The sequence below is a fragment of the Caballeronia calidae genome, assembly GCF_900044055.2.
Lineage (GTDB): Bacteria > Pseudomonadota > Gammaproteobacteria > Burkholderiales > Burkholderiaceae > Caballeronia > Caballeronia calidae.
In genome coordinates, this window is record NZ_FCOX02000002.1 from 100,150 (window position 1) to 115,722 (window position 15,573).

A 15,573-nucleotide genomic window follows, 5' to 3' on the forward strand; every position below is an offset into this window, starting at 1 on the left:
GATTCGACGACGAAAGCTATTAGAAGGCTGGCATTCTATAGCGAATATCGTTGCCGAAAACGGCGTCACGCGGCAATAGCGCGCTTCCTTTCTAGCGATCGGCAAAATAAACCGCGCGATCACTTATCTGTTAAGTGAAAACCCTGCACACGCGGAGCGAGACGGCAGTATTTGCCGGGCGAAGGAAGCCGGAACGAGGCAATTATTGCGCGCTGGACATGAGACGCGAGCGCATCGCTTCGAGACGCGCGGCGTCGATGTGTCCGCGCATTGCCGTCGCTTCGAGCGCCGCGAGCGCCGATTCAGGACCGCAGATCGATGCGGCTTTCGCGTCCGCATCGAGTTCGAAAGCGGCCGCGCGTTTCACGCCGTACGCACGCCATATCTTCGAGCACGCGATGAACGCGAGCACGAAGCCGAAACCGGGCACGCTTACACGCCACAAGTCCTCGTCGGGCGAGGTCGCGAACATGAAGCATGGAATGGCGAGCAGCGCCGCGATGCACAGACCCGTCCGCGCGAAATCGAGCAGCATGGCTTTGCGTTGCGTCGCATGGCCGACTTCGTGCGCGACGACGATGTGCAGCAACGCTTCGGGCAATGCAAGCGTCGCGCGATCGATCTCGATGCGGTTGAACAAGGCGTCGTAGCAAGGTCCGCCCGATGTGTTGACGAAGCGCACGCGTGGCGGCGCGACGTGCAGCATCGCGGCGTCGTGGGCCACGAGAGAGAGGATGTGTTCTTGCGCGCGGAGTTGCATCACATCGGGCCGGCGAGTCGTTGATGCCGTTCGATCATTCTGATCGAAATGCGCTCGCGTGTCTGTCCCGTCGATGACGCCAGCTATCGCAACGCAGGCATCCGAATGGCCCGATGATTCCGCGGCTCGACCAGAACCGCCTGTTCGATGCGCGCAGCAATCCGTTTCCATCCGGCGAGTTCGTCTTCGAGCACCGCAAGCGTCAGAAGCATGCGTTCGCGGTCGTGCTTTGTGGTCGCTCGCGTCGCGCTTTCACGCACGGATGCGAGCGCCGCCTCACGCTCCGCGATCTGGCGCGCGACTCGATTCATCAGAAGGTTGAGCGATTCGTCCATTTTTTATATGACCGGATGATGTCGCTGAACGCTGCGCAAAACCCGCGCCCGGGCATTTGCGCCATACAACGCCGCATGCGTGCAAGCCGATGTCGCTCCCGTGCTACAGGCCTCTGCTTCTCCGTCCGTATAGTGAGCCGTCGATCCGGCGCGCAAACATCGAGGCGGACAGCGTGAGCACTGAAGAACTGGGCAACATGAGTCCGGCCAACGAACGCGAGCAGCGCGACGACGCCGGGCTTCCCTTCGGCCGCATCGTTTCATCCATCGCCAGTCTGCTGCTCGGCTTCGCACTGCTCGTCATGGGCAACGGCCTGCTCGGCACGCTCGTCGCGTTGCGCATGGTGCATGCGAACTTCCCCTCGTCGACGATCGGCTTCGTGCAGGCCGCCTACTACACCGGCTTCATGCTGGGCGCATGGCACGGCTCGGCGTTGATCGCGCGCGTCGGGCATCATCGCGCGTTCGCGGCCTTCGCGGCCCTCGCCGCTTGCAGCGCACTCGGCTATGCCGTGAGCGCACAGCCGTTCATCTGGATGACGCTGCGCTTCATGACGGGCGTGTCGCTCGTCGGCATCTTCGCCGTGATGGAGAGCTGGCTCAACGGCGTCGCGCCGAATGCCTTTCGCGGGCGCATCTTCTCGATGTATCTCATCACCACGTATCTCTGCGTGGGCGCGGGACAGTTCCTCATCGGCATTGCGAGTCCGAATGGCTTCGAGTTGTTCAGTCTCGTGGCCGGACTCTTCGCGTTGTCGCTCGTGCCCGCGAGTCTCGCGCGCGTGTCCGTCGCGGATGACGATACGCGCAGCGCGCCCGCCGGTCCGCTCGAATCGCCGCCGAAAACGAAGCTCAACGCATTGCCGACGCTCTGGCGCGATGCCCCACTCGCGTTATGGGGATGCTTCGCATCGGGCCTGCTCAACAGCACGTTCTATGCGCTCTATCCCGTGTACATGCGCGGCGCGGGTTATAGCGTCGAAGAGGTATCGCACTTCATGGGCGTGGCGTTGATCGCGGCCCTGCTGCCGCAATGGCCGGTCGCGTATCTGTCGGACAGGCTCGACCGCAAGCGCGTGATCTGCGCGATCGCATCGACGCTGATGCTCGCGAGCACGGCGCTCTTCGTCTTTCACGGCGCGGCGCTCGTTCAGCCGATCGCGTATCTCCATGTGAGCCTCATCTTCACGATCTACGGCGTATCGGTCGCGCATGCGAACGACGGGATCGCTTCACGTCAACGCGTAGCCGCAAGCGCCGGGCTGTTGCTGACGTTCGCGCTCGGCGGCAGCATCGGCCCCATTGCCGCTTCCTTCGTGATGAGTTGCGCGGGCCCCGCCGGCATCTATCTCTTCTCGATGATCGTTACCGCCGCGCTCGTCGCCTTCGCGTGGCGCAGCCTTCGCGCACGCCGCGGCGCAGCATTGCAATGACCAGCGCGTACAGTCGGACTACTTTCATAGCCCGCTGATTTAAAAGAACAAAACAGGATCACACGCACGCCATGCCGCTTTTGTGACAAACAATGTCGGGTCGATGTTAGCCCTATGTCTCCGCTCCGCTCTATCGTTTAGGCCATGGCAGCACAAACATAAACATGGCTCTCAACGAAGAGCTCAGGAGACATAGTGGAAACCCTTGCCTTCATCTGGGACAACCTGGCGAGCATCGCCAGAATGACCGGCGAGCACATCGAGATCGTCGGCGTGGGCGTCGGACTCGCGATCGTCACCGGCGTGCCGCTCGGCATCGTCATCACGATCAACGAACGCCTCGCGAAGATCGTGTTGTATGTCGCCGCGATCATCATGACGATTCCCTCGGTCGCGCTCTTCGGCCTCATGATCCCCGTCCTCTCCGTGATCGGCCAAGGCATTGGCTTTCTGCCGACGGTCATCGCGCTCTTCCTCTATTCGCAGTTGCCGATCGTGCGCAACACCTACACCGCGATCACCAACATCGATCCGGCGTTGCGTGAAGCCGCGCGCGGCATGGGCATGACGACCGGCGAGCGCCTGCGCAAGGTCGAGATTCCCATCGCGCTGCCGATCATCATGGCCGGCGTGCGCATGGCCGTGGTGATCAACGTGGGCATCGCGGCGATCGCGGCATATATCGGCGCGGGCGGTCTCGGCAAGCTCATCAGCCGCGGCATTTCGCAATCGGATCCGCGTCAGCTGATCGCGGGCGCGATCCTCGTGAGCGTGCTCGCCATCGCCGCCGATATCGGTCTCTCGTGGGTGCAGCGCTGGCTCACGCCGAAAGGACTTCGCGCGCCTTCGCGCACCGCCAGCCTCGCGCTGCGCCTCTCCGCCATGACGGGCTTTCGCAAACAAACCGGACACGCGCAATAAATCATGATCAAGCTCTCCAACCTTACCAAGCGATATGACGGCGCGGCGAGCGCGGTCGTCGACGGCATCAACATGGAAGTCGGCGCGGGCGAGATCTGCGTGCTGCTCGGGCCATCGGGATGCGGCAAGACCACCACGCTCAAGATGATCAATCGTCTCGTGCGTCCGACGTCCGGCAAGATCTATCTCGAAGGACGCGATACCGATGAATTCGAAGTGGTCGAGTTGCGCCGCCGCATCGGTTACGTGATTCAGCAGATCGGCCTCTTTCCGAACATGACGGTCGAAGAGAACATCTGCGTGGTGCCCACGCTGCTCGGATGGGACAAGACGAAGGCGCGCCGCCGCGCGGCGGAGTTGCTCGAGATCGTCGCGCTCGATCCGGCCACGTATCTCACGCGCTACCCGAAGGATCTGTCGGGCGGGCAGGCTCAGCGCGTGGGCGTGGCGCGCGCGCTCGCCACCGATCCGCCGGTCATGCTGATGGACGAACCCTTCGGCGCAATCGATCCGATCAACCGCGAACTGATCCAGGATGAATTCCTGCGCATCCAGAAGCAGGTGAAGAAGACGATCATGTTCGTGAGCCACGATATCGACGAAGCCGTGAAGATGGCCGACAAGATCGCGATCTTCCGCAACGGTCATCTCGAACAGTTCGATTCGCCCGACAACATTCTCGCGCGGCCCGCGACGCCGTTCATCGCGGGCTTCGTCGGCACGGACCGCGCGCTGAAGCGTCTGCGCCTGCTGCGCGCACACGATGCGCTCTCCGCCTGCGACTGCCTCGTGCGCGTCGGCGAGGACAGCACGCGCGCCAAGGCGATGATGGAGAAACACGGCGTCGGACAGATCGTGCTCGTCGATGCAGCGAACAAGCCGCACGGCTATCTCACGATCGACCGTCTGCTCAAGGTCGAAGGTCCGATCACCGCGGCGCATGCGATTCCCGTGCAGGCCACCGCGAGTCAGACGGACGATTTGCGCACCGTCGTTTCAACGATGTTCGCGAGCGGCGCATCGTGGATGCCGACCGTGGACGACGACGGCCGCTTCGTCGGCTATGTGAGTCAGGAGCGCATCGTCGACATGTTGAAGCTTCCCGCAGGAGAGCACGCATGAAACGCGTCTTGTCACTCGCGCTGCTTGCCGCATCGAGCACGCAGGCGCATGCGGATAGCTGGTGGGACAGCATCAGCCAGTATCGCAGCGACATCGTTTATCAGGGCTTGCACATGATGATGATGGTCGCGGTGGCGGGCGTACTCGCCATCATCGTGGCGATTCCGGCAGGCATCTATCTGAGCCGTCCTTCGCAGAAGCGCGGCGCGGCCATCGTCATGCAGTCGCTCAATGCCGGGCAGGCCGTGCCGAAACTCGCGCTGCTCGCCCTTGCGATGAGCGTGATGGGCATCGGCGCGGTGCCGGCGATATTCGGCCTGTGGGTCGCGACGCTTCTGCCGATCGCATTGAACACGTACGAAGGCTTGCGCGCGGTGCCGCCCGCGCTGATCGAAGCCGCCACCGGCATGGGCATGACGCCGTGGCAGATCCTCTGGCGCGTCGAGCTTCCCAATGCGCTCTATGTGATCTTCGCGGGCATCCGCACGGCACTCGCGATCACGGTCGGCACGGCGCCGCTCGCGTTCCTGATCGGCGGCGGCGGGCTCGGCGAGCTGATCTTCACGGGCATCGATCTGAACGACTTCGGCATGCTGCTCGCGGGCGCCGTTCCCACCGCGCTGCTGGCCATTTTCACCGATGCGTTCATCGGTCAGATGCAGCGCATGCTCGTTTCACGCGGCGTGAATCCGCAAGCCTGATTTTTCAATCATGAGAGAGACCATGAAAAAGTTATTCGCGGTATCGTTCGGCATCCTTATTTCGATGCTCGCAAGTGTGTCCGCAAGCGCGGCATCGGTTGTGGTCGGCGGCAAGAACTTCACCGAACAGCAGTTGATGGCCGAGATGACGACGCGTTACCTCGAAGCCAAAGGTTTCACCGTGACGAAGAAAGACGGCATGGGCAGCGCCGTGTTGCGTCAGGCCCAGGAGAACGGTCAGGTCGACGTGTACTGGGAATATACCGGCACGTCGCTCATCACCTACAACAAGATCAATGACCGTCTCTCGCCCGAAGACACCTACAAGAAAGTCAAGGAACTCGATGCGGCGAAGGGCCTCGTATGGCTGAATCCGTCCAAGGCGAACAACACCTATGCGTTCGCGATGAATCAGGACGAAGCGAAGAAGCTCGGCATCGTCACGATGAGCGATCTCGCGAAGGCGATGAAAGGCGGCAAGACGCTCACGTTCGCGTGCAACTCGGAGTTCTATGCGCGGCCCGACGGTCTGCGTCCGCTGCAGAAGCAATACGGCTTCGAGTTCAGCCAGGGCGATGTCAAGCGCATGGACACGGGCCTCACGTATCAGGCCTTGAAGGATCATCAGGTCGATGTGGCGCTCGTCTTCGCCACCGATGGCCGCGTGCCTGCGTTCAACTTCGTCTTGCTCAAGGACGACAAGGGCTATTTCCCTTCCTACGCCTTGACGCCCGTGATCCGCAAAGCGACGCTCGACGCGAACCCGACGCTCGGGCCGCTGCTCAACGCGCTGTCCGCGAAGCTCGACGCGCCCACGATGGCACGCCTCAACGCGAGCGTCGACGTGCAGAAGAAGTCGTTCTCCGATGTCGTGAATCAGTTCCTCAAAGAGTCCGGGCTGATCTGATTCACGCCCGCGCACAACCAAGGACCGATCTCATGACCACGATCAAGGTGGCGGCCGCGCAAACCGACACGGCGTACGGCGACGTGCAGGCCAATCTCGCGCGGCATATCCAGCACATCGCAGATGCAAGGAAGCGCGGCGTGCGTCTGCTCGTCTTTCCGGAACTATCGCTGCATGGTCATAGCGGCGGCAAGGACGCCTTACGCCTCGCCATGACCCGCGACGATCCCGTGATCAGGCAACTCGCCGAAGCGAGCGCGGGCATGCATGTCGTGTTCGGCTTCATCGAGGAAGCGCCGGGCGGTCAGTTCCACAACAGCCAGGCTACCGTCGCGAACGGCAAGCTGGTTCACGTGCATCGCAAGACGATGCTGGCCACCTACGGCAAGCTGCGCGATGGCCTCTACTTCGCAGCGGGCCCGAAGCCGGAAAGCTATGCAATCGATGATGAATGGCGCATCGCGACGCCCATCTGCAACGACCTGTGGAATCCGGCGATCCTGCACGGGCTCATGTGCGACGGCGTCACGTTGCTCGCCGCACCGATCAGCTCGGCGCGCGAGGCAGTGGGCGAAGGCTTCGATAATCCATCGGGCTGGGACATCAATCTGCGCTTCCATGCGCTCACTTACGGCGTGCCTGTCGTGATGGCGAATCGTGTCGGCACCGAGGGCATGATGACCTTCTGGGGCGGATCGCGCATTCTCGATCCCTTCGGCAAGACCATCGCGCAAGCGGAAGGCGAAGAGGAATGCCTCGTCGTCGGCGAGCTCGATTACGAAGCGATCCGCCGCGCGCGCTTCCTTCTGCCGACGGTGCGCGATGCGCGCATCTATGCGCAGCGAATCCAGGCAAACACAAAAATCGACCATGCGTGATTTTCTTTTGAACGATGCGGACCGGGCCTTCCGCGCCGAAGTCCGCGACTTCCTGCAACGCGAGCTTTTGCCGCGCGCCGCCGATATCGAAGACCGGCAGGATTGGGATGCGGTCAAGCATGTCGTGCGCGCGCTCGGCGCGGCAGGCTATCTGAAGCTGATGTTCCCCGATCTGTATCAGGGCAAGCTGGAGCATCCCGGTCTCACGCACGCAACCATTCTTTCCGAGGAAGCGTCGTACATCAACTACGCCTTCGAGACGACGATCGCGACGGCCTTGTCATGCGCGTATCCGCTGCACCGTCATGCGGGCGAGCGTCTGCGCGATACCTATCTCGCGCCGATTCTCGAAGGCACGGCGATCGGCGCGATCTGCGTGACCGAACCGAATGTCGGCAGCGATTCGGCGGGCATGGAGACGCGCATCGACTTCGACGAGACGCGCAACGAGTGGGTCATCAACGGGTTCAAGCGCTATATCTCCAATGCGTCCGTCGCGGATGTCTATATCGTCTATGGTCTTACCGGCGACGGCATGACCGCGGTCGCGGTGCCGAAGCATGCGCGTGGGATTAGTTTCCCTCGCAACTATACGTTCATGGGGCGGCGCGGCTGCATCGTCGGCGAAGTCAGATTCGACGATTGCCGCGTGAGCGCGGATCACCTTCTCGGCGAAAAAGGCGGCGGCTTTCGCATCATGCGCGGCATGTTCAACTTCGAGCGCGCGATTCTCGGCGGCTCGGGTCTCGGCGTCGCGCGCAGCGCCTTCGATATCGCGACGGCGCACGCGCAAACACGCCAATCCTTCGGTCAGCCGCTCGGCTGCAAGCAACTCATCTGGGACAAGATCGCGCAGATGAGCTGGCGCATCGATGCATCGGAACTCATCACCTATCGCGCGACGAAGATGTATGACGCCGGCGCCGACGGCAAAGCGCTGATGAAGGAAGCCGCGATGGCGAAGCTCGTCGCGACCGAAACCGCGAACTATTGCGCGAATGAAACCGTGCAGATTCTCGGCGGCGACGGCATCACCAAGGAATACGGCCGCGCCGAGCAGCTCTATCGCGATGCACGGGCGCTCACCATCGTCGGCGGTACGTCAGAGGTCGCCAAGTATCTGATCGCGGGCCGCGATCTTCCCGACATCCGGATCACTCTCTAGAGAGCAACATCACGCATCATGCTCACGATCACGTCGCTTTTCGAAAACACGGTTGCCAGGTATCCGGACCGTCCCGCGCTGACCTGCGGCGCCGTTTCACTCACGTATGCGCAATGGAGCGCGCGCGTGCGCCGTCTCGCACAGGCGCTCTTCGATCTCGGCGTGCGCCAGATGGATCGGGTCGCGATCCTGCAGAAGACCTCCGATGCGACGCCGACCGCCTATATGGCGTGCCAGTTGCTCGGCGCGATTGCGGTGCCGATGAACTTCCGCCTCTCCGCCAACGAAGCTGCGTTCATTCTGCGCGACGCGGGCGCGCGCGCATTGATCTACGACGACTCGATGCTGCCCGTCGTCGCGAAGATCGAGCAGACGTTGCCGGACCTGCGCACGTATGTTTGCATGAACAACGGCGTGGAGATGCCGTCGAATCACTATGCGTTCGAAGCGTTGATCGAAGGCGCCGGGCCGCTGGATGCCCCGCTGCCGCGTCTTCAGCCAGACGACATTTCCGCCCTCGTCTACACGTCCGGCACCACCGGCCGCCCGAAAGGCGCGATCCACACGCACGGCAACGATGTGTCCATCGCGACGAACTGCGTGATGGAATACAGCCTCACGAGCACCGATGCCGCCTTGCATATCGCGCCGCTGTATCACGTCGGCGGCATGCAGGCGTACTTCGTGCCGCATCTCATGGTCGGCGCGCATAACGTGATACTGCCGCGCTACGAGCCACTTGCGACGCTGCAGGCTATCGCGCATTACGGCATCACGACGCTCTTCGCCGTGCCCACGCAGATTCAGGACATGCTGTTCCATCCGGACTTCGCGTCGATCGACACGCACAGCCTGCGCATGATCACGACCGGCGGCGCCGCGATTCCCGCGAAGACGATGCAGCGCGTGATCGACGAGTTCTGCCCGAACATCTTCAACGGTTATGGCATGACCGAAGCCAGCCTCACGCTCCTTCTTCATCCACGCGATGCGCTCACCTATCTCGGCTCGTGCGGCAAGCCCACGCTCATCAGCACATGCCGCGTGATCCGCAACGATTCCGAGCGTGTCGTGACGCCGAACGAAACCGTCGCGGCAGGTGAAGTCGGCCAGTTGATCGTGAAGGGACCGCAACTCGCATCGGGCTACTGGAACAATCCGGTCGAGACCGACAAGAAGTTCAAGTCGGGCTGGCTCTATACCGGCGATCTATTCAGCATCGACGAAGCAGGTTATTTCCACTTTCAGGGCCGCGCCGACGACATGATCGTGTCGGGCGGCGAGAACATCTATCCGCGCGAAATCGAAGAAGTGCTGTATCACTGCCCCGGCGTGCAGGAAGCCGCCGTGATCGGCGTGCCCGATGACAAGTGGGGACAAGCGGTGACGGCCTTCATCGTGCGCAGCGTGTCGACGTTGACGGAAGATGACGTAGTCGCGTTCTGCAAATCCGGCGACGATCTCGCGCCCTACAAGCGGCCCAAGAAAATCTTCTTCGTCGAGAAGCTGCCGCTGAATCCGAGCGGCAAGGTGCTGCGTCACGTACTCGCCGGACCCGTTTATCAAAGCATGCTTTCAGGAGCCTCGCAATGAGCGAACCCGTACTGTACGAGCAGGACGGCCATATCGTCACGATGACGCTGAATCGTCCCGAGACGCGCAACGCCATCACCGAGAAAGAAGTTGTCGATGCAATCATCGCGTGCCTGGAGCGTGCGCAAGGCGACATGTCCGTGCGCGCGATCGTGCTGACGGGCGCGGGTCCAGCGTTCTCGTCGGGCGGCAACATCAAGCATATGCGCGATGAAGTCGGCACGTTTTCCGGCACGTCCGCGCATATTCGCGAGAACTATCGGCGTGGCATTCAGCGCATTCCGCGCGCGTTTCACGAACTCGATGTGCCGGTCATCGCCGCCGTCAACGGTCCTGCGCACGGTGCCGGATGCGATCTCGCATTGATGTGCGATATCCGCATCGCGGGGGAAAGCGCGCTGTTTGCCGAGAGCTTCGCGAAGGTCGGCATCATTCCCGGCGATGGCGGCGCATGGCTCTTGCCGCGTGCTGTCGGGCTATCGCGCGCGAACGAGATGATCTTCACCGGCCGCGCAATCGATGCGAAACGCGCCGAGGAATGGGGACTCGTGTCGCGCGTCGTTCCCGATGCCGAGCTGATGGACACCGCGCTCACGCTCGCACGTGAAATCGCGAGCAATGCGCCCGATATCCTGCGCATGTCGAAGCGCCTCGTGCGCGAAGGTCAGCGCATGGACTTGCCGAGCCTGCTGGAGATGTCGGCGGCATTTCAGGGCATCGCGCATCGCACGGCGGATCATCGCGAGGCCATCGCCGCCACGTTCGAGCGCCGCGCGCCGGTCTATACGGGAGACTGATGGATGGGCACATCCGCCATCGCGTTCATTCATGAATTGACGTTCGATGTGCTGCCTTCGAAGATCATCGAACAGGCGAAGCTCTGCGTGCTGGATCTGCTCGGCGTTGCGCTTGCGGGAAGAGAGACGGCGTTGTCGCGCATCGCGAGCGATCATGCTGCGGAGTTCTTCGCACCGGGCGCGCTGCGCTCGCGCATTCTTTTCGATGGCCGCGCCGCCAGCCCGATCGGTGCCGGTCTCGCGGGCGCGATGATGATCGACAGTTGCGATGGCCACGACGGTCATGCGCAAACCAAGGGTCATGTCGGCGTGACCGTGCTGCCCGCGCTGCTCGCGCTCGCCGACATACGGCCCAAGATGACCGGCCGCGAATTTCTCGCTTGCATGGTGCTCGGTTATGAACTCGGCACGCGGGCGGGCATTGCGTTGCACGCGAGCGCCTGCGATTATCATACGTCGGGCGCATGGAATGCCCTGGCCGCCGCAGCGCTCGCCGCGCGCATTCTGCCGCTCGATATGCGGCAGACGCGCGAGGCGCTCGGCATCGCGGAGTATCACGGGCCGCGCAGTCAGATGATGCGCTGCATCGATCACCCGACGATGGTGAAGGACGGTTCCGGCTGGGGCTGCATGGCGGGCCTCTCCGCGGCTTTTCTCGCGCAGCGCGGCTTCACGGGCGCGCCGGCCGTGACCATCGAACAGGAAGCAACCCGCGGCATCTGGAGCGATCTCGGCGAACGCTGGCGCATCATGGAGCAATACTTCAAACCGCAACCCGTCTGCCGATGGGCGCATCCCGCCATCGACGCGGCGCTCGCGCTCAGATCGAAGCACGGCTTCACGAGCGAGCAGATTCGCGCGGTGAACGTGCGCACGTTTCATCATGCGACGCGCCTGGCGCACGCCACGCCCGTATCGACCGAAGAGGCGCAATACAGTCTGCTGTTTCCGGTGGCGGTTGCGTTGAAGCACGGCGCGGTGCGTTTCGATGCGCTCTACGGCGACGCCCTTCGCGATGCGGAAGTCCTGCGCCTGAGTCATCTCATCCGTACCGAGGAATGCGCGGACTACACCACGCGCTTTCCGGATCAGCGCTTCGCCGAAGTGAGCATCGATTTGTTCGACGGAAGGCATTTCGATTCCGGCCCCACGCAGGCGCTGGGCGATCCCGCCTTGCCACTCGATGCAAACGCGATACGCGCCAAATTCCACGCCTTCGCCGACGCCGCCTGTGGCGCGAACATGGCGCGTGAACTGGCGCGCACCATCGATGCACTCGACGCCGAAGACGCGAACGTGACCCCGCTGCTCGACCTCGTGCTCGAGGCTCACGCCTGATCCATGAACGCGAACGACATTCCGCCAGCCACGCGCCCGATCAAAACCGGGCGCACCTCCGCTTCCGTCGGCGACGAACAAACCAAGCCCCAGCGCATGGGCTTCTTCCTCGTCCCGCATTTCTCGATGATGGCGCTCAGCTCCGTCACCGAGCCCTTGCGGGCGGCCAACCGCGTGAGCGGCAAGGAACTCTATAGCTGGCATCTGATCAGCGCCGATGGCGAGCCGGTCTCGTCCAGCTCGGGTTTCGCGCTGCTGCCCGACTTCGCAATCACGTCGTCGCCGGAACTGAGTCATGTGTTCGTCGTCGCGAGCATCGGCGTGTCGAACTATCGCAACGCGCAGGTCTTCGAATTCCTGCGGCGCTATGCGGCACAGGGATCGACGCTCGGCGGCATCAGCCTCGGCACGATGATCCTCGCGCGCGCCGGCCTGCTCGACAAACGCCGCTGCACGATTCACTGGGAAGCGCTGAAGGAACTCGCCGACGAGTTTCCATCGCTCGACGTAAGCCGCGATCTCTATTGCATCGAAGGCGATCGCATGACATGCAGCGGCGGCACTGCCGCCATCGACATGATGCTGGATCTGATCGCGCGTCAGCATGGGCATCAGCTCGCAGCCGAAGTCGCCGATCAGTTCATCCATACGCGCATGCGAACCGCGCAGGAAAGCCAGAAGATGGCGATTCAATGGCGCTACGGCGTGGAGGACAGACGCATCGTGCATGCGGTCACGCTGATGGAACAGAACATCGAGCGCCCCATTCCGATGAAAACCGTCGCCTCGCTCGCAGGCATCTCGCCGCGCACCTTCGAGCGTATGTGGATCAGGCATTTCAACGTGCGGCCATCGCAGTTCTATCTCGAACTGCGGCTAAAGGCCGCGCAAAAGCTGATTCGCGAGTCGTCGCTTTCGCTGCTCGATGTCGCGATGCAATGCGGTTTCGCGAGCGCATCGCATCTCGGCCGCTGCTACAAGCAGTTCTTCGCGAAGACGCCCGGACAGGAGCGCGCCGCGAGCGACGCGCGCTGAGTCGTCTATCCCGCGTCGCCCGCGCTGATCACCGATTGCATGCTCGTGAGGAGCTTCACGAGATAGCGCAGCAGGCCGACCGTATCGCCGAATTCCATGAAGCCGGGCTTGACGCCATCGCTGAAGAGCAGCGTGCCGTCAAGCGTGTGATCGACGATCAGGCCTGCGTAAGCGGCGTGCGGCATGTATTCGTCGGCGGCGATGTGAAACACGTTGCCATTCACGGCCGCATCGCGCACGCGCATGAGGAACTGGACTTCCGGCGCACGCGAGGCCGAGAAACGATGAATGTCGAAGTATTCCGCGACCGCGAGAATCGCATTCGTGCTCGGGACGATCAACGCGAACGCGATGCGTTGTTCGGCCGTATCGAACGAAGGCCAGGATAAGTCGCCTTCGGGTGGCGGTGCTTTCATCGGCGTGCCGGCTTCGCTATGCATGTGCGCTTCCGGATGCGAACGCTTGCGCGCCAATAGCGGCTGCGCCTTTGCAAAATCGGGCGGCGGCGCACCGCGATCGATCCAGTCGGACAGCAGGCTCGCGTAGGCGACGAGCGCCGTCAGTTGCGCTTCGATGAAGGCGACGCCGATCCTGCAGGCGTCCGGGTGGCGGCTTTCGGGCATGTCATCTCCTGTGTGTTTTATTCGTGCTGGCTGAGCAATGATCGCGCCTGTTCCGTTCGAAGGCGAGTGAAATCGTAGACGGTTAGTTGCGAGCCGATCGAAAGCACTGAACTTCCATGTGACGCTGCTTCGCACGAATTCGGAAGTGAACACTCCTGAGCCTGAATGTATTACTTCGGATACCGAATCGTATAACGACGCATTCCGTTCATCGCGGCACCGCGCGACTTGCACGACATTCAACTTGAGCTTGCAATAACTTCGCTTCTGGCGCGCCAAGAGACGTGGCATCGTATTTCACACGCCAGTCACAACCCGATCCAAGGAGAACAATCGATGTCCCCGACTCGAGCCGCACCCATCAACAAAGAAGAGCTCATCGCGCGATGCCTGCCCTTTCTCGAAGAAGTCAAGGATATGACGACGGATTCGAACGTCGAGCAATGGCTCAACACGAAATACGGCGTCGACAGCGCGTTGTACAAGGACCTGGCCCGGCTGATCAGGCGCGGCGTCGAGGAAGGATGGGCGGCGGATGTGGAGATTTCAGGGCCGCGATACCGGCGTGCGCGTCTCGTCGCGCCGTGCGCGGAGACCTTCTTCTTCAGCATCACGGCGGTACTGATGGACAGCACCGGCAATCAGCAGAACAATCCCGAAGGCACTTTCCGCGGCGATTATCACGGGCATCCGTATGGCGAATTCAACATGGTCGTGCCGCTCGACGAAGGCGCGGCGCTCGCCGGCCCCAACGGATGGTGTCATGGCGGCTGGACGGCGCCCGCGCCGGGCAGCCATCACTATCCGGAAGCGAAGGGCGGCGCCGTGATCGCGCTATTCTTTCTGCCCGCGGGACGAATTGCCTACGATCTCCAACCGCCCGCGCCCTGAGACGCTGTCCGCTCGATGAACAACGTCGCGGACCTTACTTGGCGGGTTCCTCGGCCTTCGGAGAAGAAACCGAGCGCGCCGCGCGATTCGCTTCCAGATGAACCGCACGCGCCGCATCCGCCGACGACACGACGCCCGCATTGCCGCCTGCGAGATCGATTCGCGGCGCGCCCTCGACAAGGGACGTCCAATACCGGTTGCCGCGGCACCAGATCTTGATCGCGCTACGCAGTTCGCGCTCGCTCAGGCCGAGCTCTTCCGCGTGCTTCATGAGATCGTCGAATATACCGACCTTCAGCGGCACCTTGGGCGCGGGATTCTTCGGGAATGCGAGCGGAAAGCGCTTTTGCAGCTTGCCTATCGTATGCACGACAGGGTCCACCGGCTTGGCCGGTGCAGCCGGCGCTGGTGCCGGACGCCGCGCGCGCGGCGGCTTTTTCTTCGCTGCGTTGTTTGCAGCCTGTTTTGCGAGTTGCTCTTTCAGTCCGGCGAGTTGTTCGAAGCCCATCACATCGTGCCCGTGAAATACGTTTCGGGGATTTTAACAGCCTCCGATGACGACCTCATTGCGGGCTGCGCCCGGCGGCTTGCGAAAGAGGCCACCGGGCGCACGCGGGGCGCTCACTGTCCGCCCGAATAGACATTGCAGAACGGTTGCGGGGCGCAGTTGACCGCGGCGCCGCCGGACCACTTCGAAGCTTTCCCGCTGGCACTCTGGCCCGTGGCCGCGCCGCCATAAGCGGTATCGCCGGAAACCGTGGCGCCTTGTGCGTTCTGTTGCGCGGGCGCGGGGATGGACTGCAAGGTGTCGGTTTGCTCCTCTGCCTGGGCGAGGCTTCCGAGCGAAAACGCGGCCACGAACGCGGCCGAAACAAGAATGGTCTTCATGACAACCTCCTTCAACGAAGGCTTGCTACTGCCTGACGCGAGAGCCGTCAGGTGAAACCGATGAATCGAGTGCGCGAAAGATAGCGCACTCATAGACCTTATACCTAAGCCAGGGCGAAGTTAATCCCTTCGCCCTTTTGAGCATGAACGTTCGAACGGCACCGGTTTTTTGCGGCTAATGCTCTT

Annotated in this window: 17 protein-coding genes; 13 read left to right on the top strand and 4 right to left on the bottom strand. The window is 62.4% G+C overall.

Translation table 11 applies throughout. The features are described from left to right. Positions 1-202: 202 nt before the first annotated feature. Positions 203-760, bottom strand: a complete 558-nt coding sequence (locus AWB78_RS02650) for a hypothetical protein (RefSeq protein ID WP_062601961.1) — start codon at positions 758-760, stop codon at positions 203-205. Positions 761-873: 113 nt separating this feature from the next. Here AWB78_RS02650 and AWB78_RS46240 point away from each other — a divergent pair, with 113 nt between their 5' ends. The 12 genes from AWB78_RS46240 (at position 874) to AWB78_RS02710 (ending at position 12,985) form a co-directional block, all read left to right on the top strand. Then, on the top strand, positions 874-1,272 hold the full coding sequence (locus AWB78_RS46240) for a hypothetical protein (RefSeq protein WP_157697395.1): 399 nt from the start codon (positions 874-876) through the stop codon (positions 1,270-1,272). Continuing rightward, positions 1,269-2,528 (top strand): MFS transporter, encoded by a 1,260-nt coding sequence (locus AWB78_RS02660; protein ID WP_157697396.1) that lies wholly within the window; start codon positions 1,269-1,271, stop codon positions 2,526-2,528. Before AWB78_RS46240 ends, AWB78_RS02660 begins: the two co-directional genes overlap by 4 nt. Before the next feature lie 195 nt (positions 2,529-2,723). Continuing rightward, positions 2,724-3,449, top strand: a complete 726-nt coding sequence (locus AWB78_RS02665) for an ABC transporter permease (protein WP_062601967.1) — start codon at positions 2,724-2,726, stop codon at positions 3,447-3,449. A gap of 3 nt (positions 3,450-3,452) precedes the next feature. Next, the gene (locus AWB78_RS02670) at positions 3,453-4,571 is read left to right on the top strand and encodes an ABC transporter ATP-binding protein (RefSeq protein WP_062601969.1); all 1,119 of its coding nucleotides are present in this window, start codon (positions 3,453-3,455) and stop codon (positions 4,569-4,571) included. Continuing rightward, positions 4,568-5,272: an ABC transporter permease gene (locus AWB78_RS02675; protein WP_062601972.1), complete on the top strand. Its 705-nt coding sequence runs from the start codon at positions 4,568-4,570 to the stop codon at positions 5,270-5,272. Before AWB78_RS02670 ends, AWB78_RS02675 begins: the two co-directional genes overlap by 4 nt. 22 nt (positions 5,273-5,294) lie before the next feature. Continuing rightward, complete coding sequence (locus AWB78_RS02680) at positions 5,295-6,179, top strand: glycine betaine ABC transporter substrate-binding protein (RefSeq protein ID WP_062601975.1); 885 nt, start codon at positions 5,295-5,297, stop codon at positions 6,177-6,179. Positions 6,180-6,211: 32 nt separating this feature from the next. Then, the gene (locus tag AWB78_RS02685) at positions 6,212-7,057 is read left to right on the top strand and encodes a nitrilase-related carbon-nitrogen hydrolase (RefSeq protein WP_062601977.1); all 846 of its coding nucleotides are present in this window, start codon (positions 6,212-6,214) and stop codon (positions 7,055-7,057) included. Next, positions 7,050-8,222: an acyl-CoA dehydrogenase family protein gene (locus tag AWB78_RS02690; RefSeq protein WP_062601980.1), complete on the top strand. Its 1,173-nt coding sequence runs from the start codon at positions 7,050-7,052 to the stop codon at positions 8,220-8,222. The genes AWB78_RS02685 and AWB78_RS02690 overlap by 8 nt, the downstream gene beginning before the upstream one ends. Positions 8,223-8,240: 18 nt before the next feature. Continuing rightward, on the top strand, positions 8,241-9,815 hold the full coding sequence (locus AWB78_RS02695; RefSeq protein ID WP_062601981.1) for a class I adenylate-forming enzyme family protein: 1,575 nt from the start codon (positions 8,241-8,243) through the stop codon (positions 9,813-9,815). Beyond that, positions 9,812-10,612 (top strand): crotonase/enoyl-CoA hydratase family protein, encoded by an 801-nt coding sequence (locus AWB78_RS02700; protein WP_062601983.1) that lies wholly within the window; start codon positions 9,812-9,814, stop codon positions 10,610-10,612. The genes AWB78_RS02695 and AWB78_RS02700 overlap by 4 nt, the downstream gene beginning before the upstream one ends. Positions 10,613-10,615: 3 nt before the next feature. Continuing rightward, complete coding sequence (locus AWB78_RS02705; protein ID WP_062601988.1) at positions 10,616-11,950, top strand: MmgE/PrpD family protein; 1,335 nt, start codon at positions 10,616-10,618, stop codon at positions 11,948-11,950. 3 nt (positions 11,951-11,953) lie between these two features. Then, entirely contained in the window at positions 11,954-12,985 is a 1,032-nt protein-coding gene (locus AWB78_RS02710) for a GlxA family transcriptional regulator (RefSeq protein ID WP_082883219.1), read from the top strand. Between the two features lie 5 nt (positions 12,986-12,990). Here the strand turns inward: AWB78_RS02710 and AWB78_RS02715 are convergent, their stop codons facing one another. Further along, positions 12,991-13,608, bottom strand: coding sequence for a hypothetical protein (locus AWB78_RS02715; RefSeq protein WP_062601990.1), 618 nt, complete (start codon positions 13,606-13,608; stop codon positions 12,991-12,993). A 336-nt stretch (positions 13,609-13,944) separates the two neighbouring features. On the opposite strand from AWB78_RS02715, the gene AWB78_RS02720 reads away from it, so the two are divergent. Beyond that, positions 13,945-14,499, top strand: a complete 555-nt coding sequence (locus tag AWB78_RS02720; RefSeq protein WP_062601992.1) for a 4-hydroxylaminobenzoate lyase — start codon at positions 13,945-13,947, stop codon at positions 14,497-14,499. 34 nt (positions 14,500-14,533) lie between these two features. On the opposite strand, the gene AWB78_RS02725 is transcribed toward AWB78_RS02720, so the two are convergent. Then, positions 14,534-15,007 carry a ProQ/FinO family protein gene (locus AWB78_RS02725; RefSeq protein WP_062601995.1) on the bottom strand — a complete coding sequence of 158 codons (474 nt, stop codon included), beginning with the start codon at positions 15,005-15,007 and terminating at the stop codon, positions 14,534-14,536. Positions 15,008-15,120: 113 nt separating this feature from the next. After that, entirely contained in the window at positions 15,121-15,387 is a 267-nt protein-coding gene (locus AWB78_RS02730) for a hypothetical protein (RefSeq protein WP_062601997.1), read from the bottom strand. Positions 15,388-15,573 lie beyond the last annotated feature (186 nt).